This is a genomic window from Pseudoduganella sp. R-32 (assembly GCF_049913245.1).
Lineage (GTDB): Bacteria > Pseudomonadota > Gammaproteobacteria > Burkholderiales > Burkholderiaceae_D > Rugamonas.
Genome location: NZ_CP183987.1, coordinates 370,243 through 385,454, shown reverse-complemented (window position 1 = coordinate 385,454; position 15,212 = coordinate 370,243). Strand labels below are relative to the sequence as shown.

At 64.8% G+C, this 15,212-nt stretch carries 18 protein-coding genes and 1 riboswitch; of the genes, 1 reads left to right on the top strand and 17 read right to left on the bottom strand.

Going from position 1 to position 15,212, the window contains the following annotated elements:
• Positions 1-49 precede the first annotated feature (49 nt).
• The gene (locus ACN9MU_RS01770; RefSeq protein ID WP_426344044.1) at positions 50-715 is read right to left on the bottom strand and encodes an O-methyltransferase; all 666 of its coding nucleotides are present in this window, start codon (positions 713-715) and stop codon (positions 50-52) included.
• Positions 716-751: 36 nt separating this feature from the next.
• On the opposite strand from ACN9MU_RS01770, the gene ACN9MU_RS01765 reads away from it, so the two are divergent.
• The gene (locus tag ACN9MU_RS01765) at positions 752-1,474 is read left to right on the top strand and encodes a TetR family transcriptional regulator (RefSeq protein ID WP_426344043.1); all 723 of its coding nucleotides are present in this window, start codon (positions 752-754) and stop codon (positions 1,472-1,474) included.
• Here ACN9MU_RS01765 and ACN9MU_RS01760 read toward each other — a convergent pair.
• From ACN9MU_RS01760 to ACN9MU_RS01685, 16 genes are all read right to left on the bottom strand, one after another.
• Positions 1,423-3,468, bottom strand: coding sequence for a TonB-dependent receptor (locus tag ACN9MU_RS01760; protein ID WP_426344042.1), 2,046 nt, complete (start codon positions 3,466-3,468; stop codon positions 1,423-1,425). The genes ACN9MU_RS01765 and ACN9MU_RS01760 overlap by 52 nt on opposite strands.
• Positions 3,469-3,541: 73 nt before the next feature.
• A riboswitch (cobalamin riboswitch) is annotated at positions 3,542-3,768 on the bottom strand.
• Positions 3,769-3,770: 2 nt separating this feature from the next.
• Positions 3,771-4,424, bottom strand: coding sequence for a 5,6-dimethylbenzimidazole synthase (gene bluB, locus ACN9MU_RS01755; RefSeq protein ID WP_426344041.1), 654 nt, complete (start codon positions 4,422-4,424; stop codon positions 3,771-3,773).
• A gap of 8 nt (positions 4,425-4,432) precedes the next feature.
• Positions 4,433-4,765, bottom strand: a complete 333-nt coding sequence (locus ACN9MU_RS01750; protein WP_426320117.1) for a (2Fe-2S) ferredoxin domain-containing protein — start codon at positions 4,763-4,765, stop codon at positions 4,433-4,435.
• A complete protein-coding gene (cobJ, locus tag ACN9MU_RS01745; RefSeq protein WP_426344040.1) occupies positions 4,762-5,763 on the bottom strand; it encodes a precorrin-3B C(17)-methyltransferase in 1,002 nt (333 codons plus the stop codon). Before cobJ ends, ACN9MU_RS01750 begins: the two co-directional genes overlap by 4 nt.
• Positions 5,760-6,164 carry a cobalamin biosynthesis protein gene (locus tag ACN9MU_RS01740; protein ID WP_426344039.1) on the bottom strand — a complete coding sequence of 135 codons (405 nt, stop codon included), beginning with the start codon at positions 6,162-6,164 and terminating at the stop codon, positions 5,760-5,762. The genes cobJ and ACN9MU_RS01740 overlap by 4 nt, the downstream gene beginning before the upstream one ends.
• Positions 6,161-6,925, bottom strand: a complete 765-nt coding sequence (locus tag ACN9MU_RS01735; protein WP_426344038.1) for a cobalamin biosynthesis central domain-containing protein — start codon at positions 6,923-6,925, stop codon at positions 6,161-6,163. Before ACN9MU_RS01735 ends, ACN9MU_RS01740 begins: the two co-directional genes overlap by 4 nt.
• Positions 6,922-7,713, bottom strand: a complete 792-nt coding sequence (cobI, locus tag ACN9MU_RS01730) for a precorrin-2 C(20)-methyltransferase (protein WP_426344037.1) — start codon at positions 7,711-7,713, stop codon at positions 6,922-6,924. Before cobI ends, ACN9MU_RS01735 begins: the two co-directional genes overlap by 4 nt.
• Positions 7,710-9,026, bottom strand: a complete 1,317-nt coding sequence (gene cbiE / locus ACN9MU_RS01725; RefSeq protein WP_426344036.1) for a precorrin-6y C5,15-methyltransferase (decarboxylating) subunit CbiE — start codon at positions 9,024-9,026, stop codon at positions 7,710-7,712. The genes cobI and cbiE overlap by 4 nt, the downstream gene beginning before the upstream one ends.
• A gap of 4 nt (positions 9,027-9,030) precedes the next feature.
• Positions 9,031-10,242: a cobalt-precorrin-5B (C(1))-methyltransferase gene (locus ACN9MU_RS01720; RefSeq protein WP_426344035.1), complete on the bottom strand. Its 1,212-nt coding sequence runs from the start codon at positions 10,240-10,242 to the stop codon at positions 9,031-9,033.
• Positions 10,239-10,919 (bottom strand): precorrin-8X methylmutase, encoded by a 681-nt coding sequence (locus ACN9MU_RS01715; protein WP_426166905.1) that lies wholly within the window; start codon positions 10,917-10,919, stop codon positions 10,239-10,241. The genes ACN9MU_RS01720 and ACN9MU_RS01715 overlap by 4 nt, the downstream gene beginning before the upstream one ends.
• Positions 10,916-11,818 carry a sirohydrochlorin chelatase gene (locus tag ACN9MU_RS01710; protein ID WP_426344034.1) on the bottom strand — a complete coding sequence of 301 codons (903 nt, stop codon included), beginning with the start codon at positions 11,816-11,818 and terminating at the stop codon, positions 10,916-10,918. Before ACN9MU_RS01710 ends, ACN9MU_RS01715 begins: the two co-directional genes overlap by 4 nt.
• Positions 11,815-12,597: a precorrin-4 C(11)-methyltransferase gene (gene cobM, locus ACN9MU_RS01705; protein WP_426344033.1), complete on the bottom strand. Its 783-nt coding sequence runs from the start codon at positions 12,595-12,597 to the stop codon at positions 11,815-11,817. The genes ACN9MU_RS01710 and cobM overlap by 4 nt, the downstream gene beginning before the upstream one ends.
• On the bottom strand, positions 12,594-13,457 hold the full coding sequence (locus tag ACN9MU_RS01700) for an energy-coupling factor ABC transporter ATP-binding protein (RefSeq protein WP_426166899.1): 864 nt from the start codon (positions 13,455-13,457) through the stop codon (positions 12,594-12,596). The genes cobM and ACN9MU_RS01700 overlap by 4 nt, the downstream gene beginning before the upstream one ends.
• The gene (gene cbiQ, locus ACN9MU_RS01695; RefSeq protein WP_426166897.1) at positions 13,454-14,188 is read right to left on the bottom strand and encodes a cobalt ECF transporter T component CbiQ; all 735 of its coding nucleotides are present in this window, start codon (positions 14,186-14,188) and stop codon (positions 13,454-13,456) included. Before cbiQ ends, ACN9MU_RS01700 begins: the two co-directional genes overlap by 4 nt.
• Positions 14,178-14,531 carry an energy-coupling factor ABC transporter substrate-binding protein gene (locus tag ACN9MU_RS01690; protein ID WP_426166895.1) on the bottom strand — a complete coding sequence of 118 codons (354 nt, stop codon included), beginning with the start codon at positions 14,529-14,531 and terminating at the stop codon, positions 14,178-14,180. The genes cbiQ and ACN9MU_RS01690 overlap by 11 nt, the downstream gene beginning before the upstream one ends.
• Positions 14,528-15,208 carry an energy-coupling factor ABC transporter permease gene (locus tag ACN9MU_RS01685; RefSeq protein ID WP_426344032.1) on the bottom strand — a complete coding sequence of 227 codons (681 nt, stop codon included), beginning with the start codon at positions 15,206-15,208 and terminating at the stop codon, positions 14,528-14,530. Before ACN9MU_RS01685 ends, ACN9MU_RS01690 begins: the two co-directional genes overlap by 4 nt.
• Between the last annotated feature and the right edge of the window lie 4 nt (positions 15,209-15,212).

Sequence of the window (15,212 nt, the reverse complement as noted above, 5' to 3'; positions counted from 1 at the left end):
GCTACTTCCCCGGTGCAGCGCTCGATGGAGTGGGCGGACGCTTCGTGACTTAGTTGCGCTTCATCGAAAGTTCAACGTCGCCGGGCAACGGCAAGGACAGGTAGTCGCCGTCCGGCTCGCGCACCACCGACATGTACTCAGGGCAGTAATCTGCATTGTCGGCGATGATCAGCGCGCCGGGACGCAGGCGGTGTTCCACCAGGCGCAGGATGTCGAAGTACAGGCCTTTGGCGCCATCAAGCAGCAGTAGATCGATCTGTTCCGGCAAGCCGGCGCGCAGGGTTTCCAGTGCGTCGCCCTCGCGGATTTCAACCAGGTCAAGCAGGCCGCCTGCCTCAAGATTCTCGCGGGCGCGCTGTGCCTTGGATGGCTCGAACTCCGTGGTGATCAGCAGGCCGCCGCCGTTGTCGCGCAGGGCTGCAGCCAGGTGCAGGGTCGAGATGCCGAACGAGGTGCCGAATTCGACGATCACGTTTGCCTTGGCGTTGCGCGCCAACATGTACAGCAGCAGGCCCGTCTCGCGCGACACCGGGATCGCGGCATCTTTCAGGTCCGCGTAGATTTCGCGATAACCGGTCTTGCTGCTCATGATGCGCACGCGCTCCTCTTCCGGCAGAGCGGCGAAGGCGGCGATGGCGGGCACACGCGCGCTTTTGGCTTCGTCAAACAGGCGGTTCAGCAGGGGCGCGACAGGTGCGGATGTCAGGGTAATCATGGGGGTATTCCTTTCTTGTGTAAGAGCAGGAATAATATGAAGAATCCTTCACATTTCATATTCGCGTTCCCAGGACCCGCCATGACCGATAGCAAAAACGCCCGAGTTTCCTCGCGAAGAAGGCCAAAACAGGCCCGCTCCAATGACCTCGTCAGCGCAATTCTGCAGGCAGCTATTCAGGTTTTGGCGAAAGAAGGCGCCCGCCGCTTCACCACAACGCGCGTGGCGGAGCGCGCGGGGGTGAGCGTGGGCTCGATCTACCAGTACTTCCCCAACAAGGCTTCGATCCTGTTCCGCCTGCAAAGCGACGAGTGGCAGCAAACGTCGGCCATGCTGTCGGAAATCCTGCAGGATGCAGCAAAGCCGCCGCTGGAGCGCTTGCGTAAGCTGGTGCATGTCTTCGTGCGCTCTGAATGTGAAGAAGCGGCGGTGCGCACCGCGCTTAACGATGCAGCGCCGCTTTACCGCGACGCGCCGGAGGCCATCGAAACCAAAGCCTCCGGCGACCGGATGTTCCGGACCTTCATCGACCAGGTCCTGCCCAATGCAACCAATGCGGAGCGCACTTTGGCAAGCGACCTGGTGATGGATACTCTCAGCGCCGTCGGCCAGCAGTTTTCCCAGGAACCCCGTACCGATAAAGAGATCAAGGCTTACGCAGGCGGCCTGGCCGATATGCTGTGCGCATACTTGGCCGGGCTGGCGGATCAGAACACGGCGCGCAAAGTCAAACGCACCGTGCGCGGTTCGCCGGGGTGAAAGTGGATGTCGGACACGCCTTCTGCCGGTTCGCCCGCGAGGCGTGATGCGTAGTAGTAGTCGACATCACTCGCCTTGCGGTCAAACAGGTTGAACACGTCGGCCGTCAGTTGCCAGCGGCGGTCGAAGCGATAGCTGGTGCGCAGGTAGGCGATGGCAGTGCTCGACGAGCGGACGCTGTTGTCTTCCACCAGCGGCCGCGGACCGAAATAGCGCAGCTGGAATGCGCCGGACCATGGGCCGATGTCGTTCAGCGTTGCGCCAAACGAAGCCACCTTTTCCACAGCGCCCGGCACACGGTCGCCAGCGGCGTCGAACTCCGTGTAGCGCGCACGCGAATAGGCCAGGTCGAAGTCCAGCAGCAGGTGCTTGGTCGCGGCGTAGTGATTGTTCCACTCGACGCCGGAACGCTTGCTGGCGCGGCTCGGCGCCGTGTCGCCGGCATCGCCGGAAAATACCAGTTCGGACCCGGAACGCAGGCGCCACAGTGCGACCGAGCTTTGCAGGCCGGTCACGAACTCGCTGCGGGCGCCGACTTCCGCACCGCGCGTTTTCACCAGCGGCGTGACAGGATCGACAGGCTCGCGTTCGCGTGGCGACAGGCGTGCCGTGGTACCGCGCGCATCGTTGCTGTGGAAGCCTTCGCCGTAGTTCACAAAGAACTCCGTCTTGCTCCAGGGCCCGAGCACAAGCGAGATCTTGGGTGATGCAATGTGATCATTCACCTTCCCGCTGTTCTCCGCGATGGAGCTGCCGACATTAAAGCGGTAGCTGTCGTAGCGCACGCCGGCAATGGAGCGCAGCCAGTCCGTCCACTGCACAGTGCTCTGGAACCATGCGGCCACACTCGCCTCGGTAACGCGCGATTCGGCGATCGGATGCCGCACCTGCTGCTGCGTCGTAGCGTACAGCCCGACTGGCGCAATGCGGTCGAAGCGCCCCTGCACGCCGATGTTGTTCTCCATCGAGCGTTGGCCGAGTTGACCGAACCAGGTTTGGGTCAGGTCGAAACCCGTCATCTTGCGGCGTTCCGTCTGCAGCACCTGGTCGCCGTTGACCGGATCGTCGAGGAAATAGGTGACGTCGTTGTACAGCGAGAGATCGTTGCGCACCAGGTAGGCGTGCGCCTCCGTCAGCGTGTCGCCCGCGCGCTTGCGCCATTCGGCGGAAAGGCTGTAGCGCGCGGTGCGTCCGCCGTCGCTCGGATCGGCTGCCCCGAATTCATCCAGCCGTCCGTCCTGTACCGCGCGCAGCGGGATCTGGCTGGTCGCGTGCCAGCCGGCCTTGTAAGCCATGCCGGTAATGCTGAAACGCTCCGCGCTGTTGCCCGAACTGTATCGCAGCACACCCGTCGATTTGTGGAACGCTTCCGGCATCTGCCAAGGGCCGTCGTTGTGGCCCAAATCGAGTGCATACAGCAGGTTGCCGTTGCCAACCTCGGTGGAATTCGCCACTACGCCGCGGCGATAGTTATCCGCGCCGACGGTCAGCGATGCAAAATATTCGTTCAGCTTATCGGACAGGCCCATATGCGCGGCGCCGGCCGATGCAAAATCGCCTTCGTCTGCGTAATAGGGGCCTTTGCGGTAGCGGATGCGGCCAACCAGTTCTGGAATCAGGAAATTCAGGTCCGTATAGCCCTGGCCGTGGCCGTGCGTGCGCATATTGACCGGCATGCCGTCGACGAAGGTGGCGAAGTCGGTACCGTGGTCCAGGTTGAAGCCGCGCAGGTAGTACTGGTTCGCCTTGCCGTCGCCGCTGTGCTGGGTGACGATCATGCCCGGCACGAATTCAAGGATCTCGCCGGGCCGCAAGGCAGGCCGGTTGGCGATCAGTGCTGAGGTGATGGTTCCTTCGCTGGCTGCGTCGGAAGTGCGAATGCCATTGTCATAGTGGTGGCCAACGACGTACACCCTGGCTGGTGTCTCTTGCTCTTGTGCCTGCGCGACAGCACACAAGGCCCCCGCGATCATGGGGATCAGTTTCTTTTTCATTATGGATGTTTGAATCGGCAATCCCGCCCACCTCCCCGTGAGCGCGACCGAACAGCGCGCGCATCTTCCCGATGCGTGCACCACCTGTCTGGCCGGTATCCGGGCTGGCAAGGCGGACCGTCTTGCCTTCCCATGCTTGCGCACAGTGGCTTGTGTAGACGGCCTTCGTTGGAGAACGATGCTTGCTTACCGTTGCGGGGGCAGCACACCCTGGCCTGCCGGCTGAACCAGCACGGCCATGTGTTTCCCGTTTAACTGCACGCTTGAACGCGCGCGAGGCACCAAACGGCGGCGATTATACGCTATGCACTGTTGTTATCCTGCCACCGGTCGGTATAAACCAGGTCGGCCAGTTTGCCGCGCATGGCCCATCCCTCGAGCTCCAGCATCGGCTTGGGATAAAAGCCGGCGACGTGGCCCAGGCAGATGATGGCGACCGGCTTGCCGCCAGCGGGGATGCCCAGCAAGGCCGCCAGCTTGAGCGGGTCGAACAGCGACACCCAACCCATGCCCAGGCCTTCCGCACGGGCGGCCAGCCACATGTTCTGGATGGCGCAGGCGACCGAGGCCAGGTCCATTTCAGGCAATGTACGGCGGCCGAAGATGTGCTTTTCGCGATGGTCCATCAGGGCCGCCACCAGCACTTCGCCGCAGTCGCGGATGCCTTCGACCTTCAGCCGCATGAACTCTTCGTTGCGGTCGCCGAGAGCGGCGCCGGTGGCCCGGCGCTCCTCGTCAACCAGCCGATACATCTGCTCGCGCAGCTCGGGGCTCTGGATGCGGATGAAGCGCCAGGGCTGCATCAGGCCGACACTTGGCGCGTGGTGGGCCGCTGCCAACAGGCGCATGAGGAGGTCTTCATCGATTGCACCAGGTACGAAGTGGCGCACGTCGCGCCGTTCGGCAATTACACGATAAACGGCATCAATCGCTGCCTGGTCAAAACTGCTTTGCACTTCTACTCTCACTGTTGATGGAACACGATTTCCTCAACGGCCTGTCCATTGCACAGGTGTTGGTCGATGATGCGGTCCATGTTCTCGGGAGTGACATTGTAGTACCAGGTGCCGTCCGGCTGGACGCAGACGATCGGGCCGCCCTTGCAGGCCGCGAAGCAGCTTACCCGGCTGCGCTTCACGCGCAGTTCGCCTTCGTTCAAGCCCGCGGCCTTGAACTTGTCGCCCAGGCTGTCGAACAGGGCCTGCGACTGGCCGTCGGCAGTGCAGCGCGGGCCGGTGCAAATCAGCAGGTGGCGGTGGTAGCTGCTGATCTTTGGTTTTACCGGGGTGTCGCTCATGCTTCGCTCCCTTCCGCTTCGGTGCTGGTCTCGCCTTCCCACGGCTCGTCGAGCGTGGCGCGGATATAGTCGGCGGGCAGTCGGTACTGCGCAGCCAGTTCTTCAATGCTTGCACCGGCTTCGTGTTCGGCACGCAGCGTATCGAGCCATCCCAGCAGGCCTGTCGACAGGGAACGGCCTGCACGCTCACCTTCGCGCGTCGCGCCACCCTCTTGCATGTCGTATTTGTTGGCGTAGCCGCGCGGCGTTACCATCAGGCCGTTGCGCATGAAGGTGTTGCTGTTGCCAATCAGGACAGTGCTGAGCATGCCGATGTCGGCGTCGGCCATGCTGTCGAGGGTGGTGAAGACGATATTTTCGCGGCGGCGGTAGGCGCTCTTGACGATGGCGACCGGAGTGTCGGCACGGCGATGGCGCAGGAAGAGGCGCTGCGCTTCCACAATCTGGCGTGTGCGGCGGCCGCTTTTCGGGTTGTACAGCGCCACAACGAAGTCCGCCATCGCCACCGCATCCAGGCGGCGGGCAATGGTCGGCCAGGGCGTCAGCAGGTCGGACAGCGAAATCGCGCAGAAGTCGTGGGTCAGCGGTGCGCCGACCAGGGCCGCGCAGCTGTTCAGGGCCGATGCGCCGGGGATGATCTCCACTTGCACCGGGTCTTCCGGGGTCCAGCCGGACTGGAACAGCACTTCGTAGGTCGGACCGGCCATGCCGTACACGCCGGCGTCGCCGGACGAAATCAGGGCCACCTTCTTGCCGGCGCGCGCTGCTTCGAGTGCGCTGACGGCGCGGTCCAGTTCTTCCGTCATCGATTTGCGGATGATCTCCTTGCCTTCAATGAGGTCGGCCACCAGCTTGATGTAGGTGACGTAGCCAATTACCACATCGGCTTCGGCGATGGCGTCGCGGGCGCGCTGTGTCATGTGGTCCACGCTGCCGGGGCCTATCCCCACCAGCATGATCTTTCCCGCGACGGCGGGCTGTTCGAGTTGTGCGTTCATGGATTCTTCCTTGCGATCGAGACGGTGACATTGCGGTTGTCCACGCCTCGGAGTTTGAATTTTTCGACCACCAGGGCGGTCATTGGCGTGCCTGCGCCGGCGGCCAGCAGGGCGGCAGCCTCGCTTACCGATGGCGTGCCGGTGTAGCGGCGCACGGTTTCTGAAGGATTAGGGACCGGAACGGCAGCCAATTCTTCCGGTGCATAGAAGTGCAGCGGCCAGCCGCATTCCTGCGCGAAGGCGAGCAAAGCCTCTTCATCGCGTTTCAGCGTGATGCTTGCGGCGGCGCTTACCTGCCCGGGTTGGGCTCCGGCCTCGCGCAGCGCTGCATGCACGGCCTCACGCACCGTTTGCAGCATGGCGCCACGGTCGCAACCAAGGCCGATCGTGAAAGTGCTCACGCTGCGCCGTCCAGAGGCGGGCGATACACCACCAGTCGTTCGTGGAGGGCATTCCAGCGTTCTTCCGGCACCTCGGCATGGGTTACCCACAGCAGCGCGGTGTAGCGCTCCAGCAGTACGTCGTCGAAGTGCTTGAAGAAGCGAATGTTGTCCGGCAGCGGCGTCGGCCTGGTCCACCAATTCGGGCTGCCGGCTTCCTGTACGAAGGCGATCGGTTCGCCGTTCACGACGTGCGCAGAAACGCGCGTGATGTTGATCTTGGGCGCTTCCACTCGCCAGCCAAGGTGGCGGCCGAGGATATCGACGGGAATGGTGCGGCCCACATCCGAAGCGGTGGTCAGCACCGGCGCTGCGCCCAGCAGGTCGGCCACGCGCTCGCTCCATTCATTGGCGCCGCCGACGTGGCCGGACAGGACCGGGATCACGTACTGGCCGGCGTCGTCCACCACGATCACGCCGGGGTCTTCGTCCTTGCTGCGCAGGTGAGGGGCGATCAGGCGCACCACGGCGCCAAGCGACACGAAGAACACGATCTGGTCGTAGCCTTCAAACAAGGGCCCGATTTCATCGCGCAGCGCGCCGTCGTAGGCGCGTACCGCATTCGGCAGACCGGAAAATTGCGCCGCAAACTTGGCGGAAGTGCAGATGTCGGCGCCGGGCAGGTCCGCGGCCAGGCGTGCAGCCTGTGCCGCGCCATGCTTCGTGATGGCTACCAGGCATAAGCGCGGCGCCGCTGTGTCGACAATTGATAAGCTGCTCATGCAGTCTCCAGGGTTAATGGTTGAGGGCCGGCCTTCTTGAGGCAGCCCTTGATGCGCTCACCGCGAATGCGCTGTCCGTGCTTGACGATCAGCAGCGACAGGTAGCTGACTTTGGTGCCCCGCAGCGCCAGGATCTCGGCGCCGCTGAAGCGACGCTCGTCCGGGGCGCCGACACGTTCGATAAAGTGCGCGCCCTCCAGCAAATCCTTGCGCTCAAGCCAGTCGATCAGTTCATCGAGCAGGGGCTTCACCTTCATCAACACCAGGGTGTCGAAGTCCGGCAACAGACGGTCGATGGCGCTGACGCCATATGCCGCTGGCACGATTGCGACCGTGTCATCCTGTTCTGCGAACGGCACTGGCACTTCGGCGCAGGCGGCGGTGAAGGCGTTGACGCCGGCGATGACTTGCACAGGCACCTGCTCGTCCAAAGCCCGCACCGTGCGCGCCAGGTGGCCGAAGGTGGCATAGGTGCTGGCGTCCCCTTCGACGAGAAAAAGCACGTCGCGGCCCGCGCGAAGCCAGGGCAGCACGGTTTCGGCGGCCTTCATCCAGGCCCGTGCGAGCTTTTCGCCGTCGTGCGTCATGGGGAACAGCAGCAATTCATGCTTGTCGGGCGGTGCAAGGCCGGCGCGTTGCACAATATCGAATGCGTAGCTTGGGGTCTTGCCGCTGCGCGCCGGGTAGACCCAAATCGCATCGCGCCGCTGCAACGCTTCCCACGCGGCGCGTGTAATCAGGCCCGGGTCGCCGGGGCCGAGGGAGATCCCCCACAAGGTACCGCTCATGCTGTTCCCCCAGAGCGGCGTGCACAAACGATCCACACAGGATTTTCGGCCGCCATGCGGTGCATGTGCAGGATCGGCTTGCTGCGCGCGGCCTGCAATTGCAGCACGTCCCAGCTCACGCCGTTGCTCTCCAGCGCCTGCAATGCGGCAGTGGCCGTGGCAAGGTTTTCAAGCGTGACGAAGTTCATCACCAGCGTGCCGCCGGGACGCAAGCGTCGCAGCACGCCGGTAATCAATCCCGCAAGTTCGCCGCCCGAGCCGCCGATGAATACGGCGTCCGGATCGGGCCAGGCATCCAGGCCATCGGGCGCCTTGGCGTGGTACAGGCTGTAATTTGCCACGCCGAACGCAGCGTGGTTGCGGCCTGCGATGGCGCAGTCATCCTCGTTCTTTTCGATGGCAAACACGTGCCCCTGTGGGCACAAACGGGCCGCTTCCAGGCCTACCGAGCCGGAACCGGCGCCGATATCCCACACCACGCTGTCGGATCGAAGCTGGAGCCGCGCCAGGCTGACGGCGCGCACTTCCTGCTTGGTGATCAGGCCCTTCTCCGGCTGGCGCTGTTCGAATTCCGCGTCCGCCAGGCCGAATCGCACAGGGCTTGGCACCGGCGTTACGCGCCATAGCAACACGACGTTCAGGGCGGCGAACTGCATGCCAGCCGCTTCACGTGGGCTAAGTTCTGCCAGTACGCGTTCCTCTGGCTGCAGAAGGTTCTCTGCGACCGCCATGTGGAAATCGTCGCCCAGGCCTTCAGCCAGCAGCAGCCGGGCGATGCGGTCCGGACTGTTGTCAGGACTGGTCAGCACCAGCAGGCGTGCATGCCGGCGCAGCGCCTGGGCCAGTCCGTACAGGCCGTGGCCAGGTGTACTGCCGCGCGACCATTCGCCGGCGTCGCGGGCATGAACCGACACAATGCGCGCATCTTGCCAGGCCAGCCCGATGCGTGCGCAAGCCAGCTGCAGCGTCGACAGGTTGGGGAGTATCTCCAGCGCCTGCACGCACAGGTGCTGCGCCAGGTAAGGCGCAATACCGTGGCACAGCGGATCGCCGGTCGCCAGCACCGCGCAGCACAAGTTGTCGGCACGCGCGGCGCGCACCCAGTCGGGAACCTCCTTCAGGCGTGCAGTCAGGTCGCGGCAGATGGCGCCTGGCTTGAACTCATTCTTCATCAGCGCGAGAGTGCGGGCGCCGCCGATCACCACGTCGGCATTGCGCAGCCATGCCAGCGCTGTTGCATTCAGGCTTGCGGCACCGTCATCCAGCACGCCGATCACGCGGCAGGGATTGGGATCAGTTAAACAGGTATCCATGGGTCTATTCGGGAATTGGCTCGGGGTCGATATCGAGGATGTGGTCAATGCCGATGCGCCTTGCGTCGGACGGGCGTTCTTGCGGGAGCGCAGGCGCCGACCAGACGTCGGCGACCTGGTTGCCGCTGAAATCGCACACCAGCACCCGCAGCTGGAATGCGCGGCCATAGCGCTCGGGCGGGGTCAGGGTATCGATGGCGGCTTGGGCCAGCGCATGGTGGAAGGCGTCGCCCAGGCCGCGTTCAACCATCAGTTCGGCGCCAAAGCGCGCTGTTTCGGCTGCTGCAATGGCGGCGCAGTCCTCGGGTGGGGCGCCGATGCGGCGCGCGATCTCCGCCACCAGGTCGGTATCGACCTCGCTGCGGTTGGCGTGGGTGATGGTTTCGCCCTGCGCGATCTTGGTCAGCTTGCCCACCATGACCGCGAGCACCACGAGGCCAATGCGCTGCGAGGCGGCTTCGTCCAGCGCATAGCGCAGGAAGTCTCCCATCTGGACGAAGCAAGCGGACGGCAGCTCGGGGCGTTCGGCGCGCAGCGTGGCGATGGCAAAGGTCTCCGTGCGGCCGCCGGTGGTCAGCGCAACCACTTCGTGGCCGGTGGTCGCCGCCACTTGCACGCCCTGCACCACGCTGGCACGCCAGGCCGCCGTCGAATACGGCCTGACGATGCCCGTGGTGCCCAGGATGCTGATGCCGCCCAGGATGCCCAGGCGCGCGTTGGTGGTCTTCTTGGCCATCACCTGTCCATCCGGCACGCTGATGGTGACTTCGATGCCATGCTCCTGCAGCAGGGCGGGTGCGGCTTCGCGCAGGTTATCGGCGATGTTACGACGCGGTACGGGGTTGATCGCCGGACCGCCTACCTCCAGCCCGAGGCCGGGCATGGTTGCCGTTCCAACGCCGTCGCCGGCCACGTACAGCACGTCGCCGGCGCGGCCGGGCAGCAGGCGCAGGTCGACCGTCAAGTGGGCGCCGTCGGTGCAATCGGGGTCGTCGCCTGCAAATTTGACCACCATGGCGTGTGCGGACTGCGCGCTGCAGCCGCCGTCGTGCACGGCAAAGCGCACCCGGCTACCATTCGGCAGCAGGCTTTCGATTTCCTCCGGCACCTGGCCCGTCGCCAGCCCAAGCACCGCTGCGCGCGCCGCTGCGGCAGCACAGGCACCGGTCGTGAAACCGGTGCGCGTACCGCGTTCGGCCGCTGCCTTTTCCTTCATGCCTGCCCTGCCTTCTGCTTTGCCTCGGCCAGGGCCAGCAGGGCATGGAGGGCTGCGACCACCAGCGTCGAGCCTCCCTTGCGGCCGCGGATGACGATCCACGGCACCTCGGCCACTTCCGCCATCAAGTCCTTGGATTCGGCGGCGGAGACAAAGCCAACCGGCATGCCAACCACCAGCGCAGGGCGCACGCCTTCTTCGCGAATCAGGCGCACCAGCTCGATCAGCGCGGTCGGCGCATTGCCGATGCCAACGATGGCGCCCTCCAGCAGGCCAAGCCGGTGCGCCTTGCGCATGGCTTGTACGGCGCGCGTTGTGTCTTCGACTTTGGCGGTTTCGATAACGTCGGCATCGCTGATGAACTGGTGCGTCTTCATGCCGAAGTGGGCGAGGCGCGGTTGCGACAGGCCGGAGCAGATCATTTCAACGTCGGCAACGACAGGCGTCGAGCCGGCCAGCATGGCGGCGATGCCGGCCCGCACTGCTGCCGGATGGAAGTCGGTCAGGCCGTTGAAGTCGAAGTCCGCGTTGGCGTGGATCATGCGCCGTACGATTGGCCATTGCGATTCGGTATAGGTATGTGATCCGACTTCAGCGTCGATGATGGCGAAGCTGTCATGCTCGATCACCTGGCCAGCGCGGGTCAGTTGTTCGGTGACGGTGTTGATGGTGCTCATGCTGGCTGCGCCTCTGCGTGATCGTGTGTGTGCGCATGGGAGTGGCCGTGGCCATGGTCATGTGCGATCTCGCGGTAGGTACAGCCGTCGCAAGGCAGGCGGCTATCCGGCACGCCAGCGCGCAAGTCTTCCACGCGCTGGTCCATCAGCTCGAAAATCTCGGCCTCGAAGCCGAAATGCTCGGTGCAGGCGAAGCGCACTTGCGGATACTGGCCGCGCAGGTGTTCAACCTGGCGGTGGATGCGCTGCATCAGCGTGCCGGTGTAAAGGTAGTATGGCAGCACCACGACCTGGCGCACGCCCAGCGTGAACTGGCGCTGCACGACTTTTTCCAGGCGCGGCCAGGTGATGCCGGTGAAGGCCAGGTCCACCAGCTCGTGGTCGCCCTCTTCCATCAGCCAGCGCGCCATCTTGGCCATTTCGCCGTTGGCGCCGCGGTCGGAAGAGCCGCGGCCCAGCAGTACGACGCCGGTGGTGGTCGGATCGGGCATGTCGAGCGTCGCCATGGCCTTGCGCAGGCGGCGCTTGAGGATGGCCAGTACCGGGTCGCAGGCGGTCAGGTGCGGCGCCAGCAGGAATTCCGTTTGCGGACGGGCGATGCGCGCACCCTCGATGGCCTCTGGGATCTCCATCTTGACATGGCCGGCTGCATTCAAGATCAGCGGCACTACCAGCACGCGGCGCGAACTTGCGGCAACCTCCAGCAGGCTGGCATTCAGCTCGGGGGGAGCGAACTCGATAAAGCACAATTCGATGCGCCAGCCCGGCCGGCGTGCGCGCCACATGTCCACGAATTCACGGATTTCCTGGTTGCCCGACTCCTCGCGGGAGCCATGGCCGACGACGAGGATGGTATCGCTCGCTGCTGCAATCGCTGGCATCATGATGGATTGGTTCATGCGCTGGCCTTTCTGAAACGGTGGGTAAAAGTTGGGTCGTACAATTTGGAGCGCACCAGGGTTTCCCAGTGCAGGGCGCCCAGCGTGGGGCTGGCCACGATCATGGCCTGGCTGGCTACGCCGGCTTCCCGGCAGCGCTGCTTGATGTCGGCCAGCGTCCCGCGCAGGATCTTCTCTTCGCCGGGCCAACTGGCTTTGTGCACGACCAGCATGGGCGAGTCCTCCGGCCAGCCCGCCGCACGCAGGGCACCCTCGACCTTGTACATCAGGGTGATCGACAGGAAGATGCACAGCGTGGTGCGGTGCGCAGCCAGGCTGGCCAGGTCTTCGCCCTCCGGCATTGGGGTGCGGCCTTCGACGCGGGTGAAAATCACGCTTTGCGTCACCTCGGGCAAGGTCATGGATTCTCCGGCGGCTGCCATCGAAGCCATGGCCGACGAAACGCCGGGCACCACGGCCCATTCAATGCCTTCCGCAACCAGCGGACGCGCCATTTCAATCAGGGCGCCGTACAGGCCGGGATCGCCGGTCTGCAGCCTTACTACGGTGCTGTGGGCCCGAGTTTGCTCGATCAGCCAAGCCGTCATCTCTTCCAGCGTCATGTCTTTCGAATCGCGGATGACGCAGCCAGGCGGCGCGTAGAGCGTTGCGGCGCGGTCCACCAGCGAGCCGGCAAACAGCACGGCGCCAGCTTGTGCCAGCAGCTTTTGTCCCTTGACGGTGATCAGTTCGGGGTCGCCGGGACCGGCGCCGACAAACCAGACTTTGCCAGCTGTCATATCAGTATTTCTCCTTGGTGTTCGTCGACAGGCTGCGCGCGCAGTGCGGTCAGCACGGCCTCCACGCTTCGCGGTGCGGCGCCGGCGGGAAGCAAGCCGCGTTTGGCCAGCTCGGCATGTAATGCCAATGCCTGGGGCAAGCGTTGGCCGGCTGCGCGTAGCGCCTCCTGGCGCGAGGCCAGCTCCTGGGCGGGAACCGATGCAATGCAGCGGCCAGCAGCCATCATGTGGATGTCGTCGGCCCAGCGATAGGCAAAGTCGACGTCGTGGGTGGATAGGACGATCGTCACGCCGCGCGCGGCGAGGCGGTCCAGCAATGTCTCGAGTTCCATCTGCATCGGCGAGTCCAGGCCCGCCATCGGTTCGTCCAGCAGCAGGACTTCGGGCTGCATGGCCAGCACGCCGGCAATGCAGACGCGCTTCTTCTGGCCGAAGCTCAGGTGGTGCACGGGACGGCGCGCAAAGCCGGCCAGGCCTACGGCATCGAGCGCATCCGCGGCGCGAGTGCGTACCGTGGCGTCGTCGAGGCCGAGGTTCAGCGGCCCAAACGCCACATCCTCCTCGACCAGTGCCGAGATTAGCTGGCGGTCAGGATTCTGGAACACAAGGCCGACCCGGCTGCGCAACGAGGCCAGCCCACTGCGGCTGTAGTCGTACTCGTTGCCGTGCCAGCGCAAGCGGCCCACGGTGGGGCGCAGCAAAGCGTTCAGGTGCAGCAGGAGCGTGGTCTTGCCGGCGCCGTTCGCGCCGAGCAGCGCGTGACGGCGTCCGCGGCCAAGCGACAACGTGCAGCCGCGCAGGCCTGGGCTGCCGTCGGCAAACGCGTGCTCCACTGCTTCGAGTTCGATCAAAGGCGTCATAGCCTGTCACGCAGGGAAAATGCCAGCAGCAGCACGCTCGCCAGCAAGGATAGGGCAAGCTGGCGTCGCGCATGCGGGAAGGAAGCCGGCAAGTGGCGCAGGCTGCCCTCGAAGGCGCGCGCATCGGCCGCCATTTGCAGTGCCGACGCGCGCTGCCATACCTGTAGTGCCATCTGGCCCGTCAGCAACCCTATCGACCGCCAGTGTTGGCGCCAGCCGCCATGTCCCAGGCGCGCAGCTTGCGCGGTACTGCCTTCGTCCCATGCCTGGCGCAGCACGAACAGCATGCGGTAGCACAGCGCCATCAGGTCCAGCAGCAGTTCGGGTACGCGCAGGCGGCGCAGCAACATCAACAGGTCCGGCATCGGCGTGGTCAGCACCAGCCCGAGTACGGCGGCCAGCGCGGCGATCGAGCGCAGGGCAATGTACCCGACTGCCGGCGAGAGCCCAGGCGCCCACCGCCAGCCGCCCCCGCCGTCAGGCGTGACCAGCATTGTCAGGCAGGACAGCAAAAGGAAGCCGACCGGCGCTACCGCTACGGCAAAGTAGGTCCGGATCGGCACGCGCGCCCCGGCCAGCGTGGCGAGCATGGAGAGCAGCGCGAGCACGGCCAGCGTGTCAAGGCTGCGGGCGAGCCAGGCGGCAGCGATGCCGGCCAGCGCGAACAGGCCCTTCGCGCCTGGAGCGACGGCCTGCCAGCGCGAGGCGTAGGCTGCGGCGTCAATCCGCATGGGAATCCTGCTCCGGCACCGAATCCCCCTGTGCGCAACGTTGTTCGCGCTCGCGCGCCATCGATGTGCCGAGCCAGAAACCGATCACGCCCGCGCCGATCGCAGCTTGCAGCGCGAACAGCAGCGACGCGATCTCTCCGCTCGGCGGTTCGAACAGCGGTGCAAACCAGGGTTTGTAGTGTGGTGCGATGATGCCAATCGCCTGTTGCGCACGCGAATCCGCTCCGCTGAATGCTGCTGGCGCCGCGCCGCCCGGCTCCGCCGGCGGCATGTCTGCAAACCACAGCGGCAAAACGGTCAACAGGATGATGGCCGCCCAGATCAAGCCAGTACGCGCCTTCATGCCGACTTCTCCTTCACATGCGCCATCACCGGCAGCAGGCGCAGCTCGTGCGCATTGAAGCGCGCCATCGCATTCACCACCAGTACGGTCAGCAAGCCTTCGCTGATGGCGATCGGCAGTTGTGTCAACGCGAAGATACCGGCGAACTTGGCGAACGAAGCGCTGATACCACCGATCTGATCAGGAAAGGCCCAGGCCAGCTGTGCAGAAGTGGTCAGGTAAGTTGCCAGGTCGCCGATACAGGCGGCCGCGAACACCGCGACCGCGCGCGATAGCCCGAGGGCCGCCGTGGAGCGGAATACGCCATAGGAAACGAAGGGCCCGACGATCGCCATGGAGAACACGTTCGCGCCCAGCGTGGTCAAGCCGCCGTGGGCCAGCAGCAAGGCCTGGAACAGCAGCACGACAAAGCCGACCGGCACCATCGCCGCAGGACCGAACAGCAGCGCGCCAAGCCCGACGCCGGTCGGATGCGAACAGCTTCCCGTCACGGACGGCAGCTTCAGCGCAGACAGGATGAAAGCGAAGGCCGAAGCAACGCCAAGCAACATGCGCCGCTCGGGGTGCGCCTGCAAGCCGCGCGCCATGCTGCGCAGGCCCCAGGCCAGGAAAGGAGCGGATACGGCTGCCCAGCCAAGCGCATGCGCGGGCGGCAGGAAACCTTCCATGATGTGCATTCGA

Bases quoted from the DNA above. Each gene is read 5' to 3' on its own strand.
- ACN9MU_RS01770 (WP_426344044.1), bottom strand. From the start codon at position 715: ATGATTACCCTGACATCCGCACCTGTCGCGCCCCTGCTGAACCGCCTG.
- ACN9MU_RS01765 (WP_426344043.1), top strand. From the start codon at position 752: ATGAAGAATCCTTCACATTTCATATTCGCGTTCCCAGGACCCGCCATG.
- ACN9MU_RS01760 (WP_426344042.1), bottom strand. From the start codon at position 3,468: ATGAAAAAGAAACTGATCCCCATGATCGCGGGGGCCTTGTGTGCTGTC.
- ACN9MU_RS01750 (WP_426320117.1), bottom strand. From the start codon at position 4,765: ATGAGCGACACCCCGGTAAAACCAAAGATCAGCAGCTACCACCGCCAC.
- cobJ (WP_426344040.1), bottom strand. From the start codon at position 5,763: ATGAACGCACAACTCGAACAGCCCGCCGTCGCGGGAAAGATCATGCTG.
- ACN9MU_RS01735 (WP_426344038.1), bottom strand. From the start codon at position 6,925: ATGAGCAGCTTATCAATTGTCGACACAGCGGCGCCGCGCTTATGCCTG.
- cobI (WP_426344037.1), bottom strand. From the start codon at position 7,713: ATGAGCGGTACCTTGTGGGGGATCTCCCTCGGCCCCGGCGACCCGGGC.
- cbiE (WP_426344036.1), bottom strand. From the start codon at position 9,026: ATGGATACCTGTTTAACTGATCCCAATCCCTGCCGCGTGATCGGCGTG.
- ACN9MU_RS01720 (WP_426344035.1), bottom strand. From the start codon at position 10,242: ATGAAGGAAAAGGCAGCGGCCGAACGCGGTACGCGCACCGGTTTCACG.
- ACN9MU_RS01715 (WP_426166905.1), bottom strand. From the start codon at position 10,919: ATGAGCACCATCAACACCGTCACCGAACAACTGACCCGCGCTGGCCAG.
- ACN9MU_RS01710 (WP_426344034.1), bottom strand. From the start codon at position 11,818: ATGAACCAATCCATCATGATGCCAGCGATTGCAGCAGCGAGCGATACC.
- cobM (WP_426344033.1), bottom strand. From the start codon at position 12,597: ATGACAGCTGGCAAAGTCTGGTTTGTCGGCGCCGGTCCCGGCGACCCC.
- ACN9MU_RS01700 (WP_426166899.1), bottom strand. From the start codon at position 13,457: ATGACGCCTTTGATCGAACTCGAAGCAGTGGAGCACGCGTTTGCCGAC.
- cbiQ (WP_426166897.1), bottom strand. From the start codon at position 14,188: ATGCGGATTGACGCCGCAGCCTACGCCTCGCGCTGGCAGGCCGTCGCT.
- ACN9MU_RS01690 (WP_426166895.1), bottom strand. From the start codon at position 14,531: ATGAAGGCGCGTACTGGCTTGATCTGGGCGGCCATCATCCTGTTGACC.
- ACN9MU_RS01685 (WP_426344032.1), bottom strand. From the start codon at position 15,208: ATGCACATCATGGAAGGTTTCCTGCCGCCCGCGCATGCGCTTGGCTGG.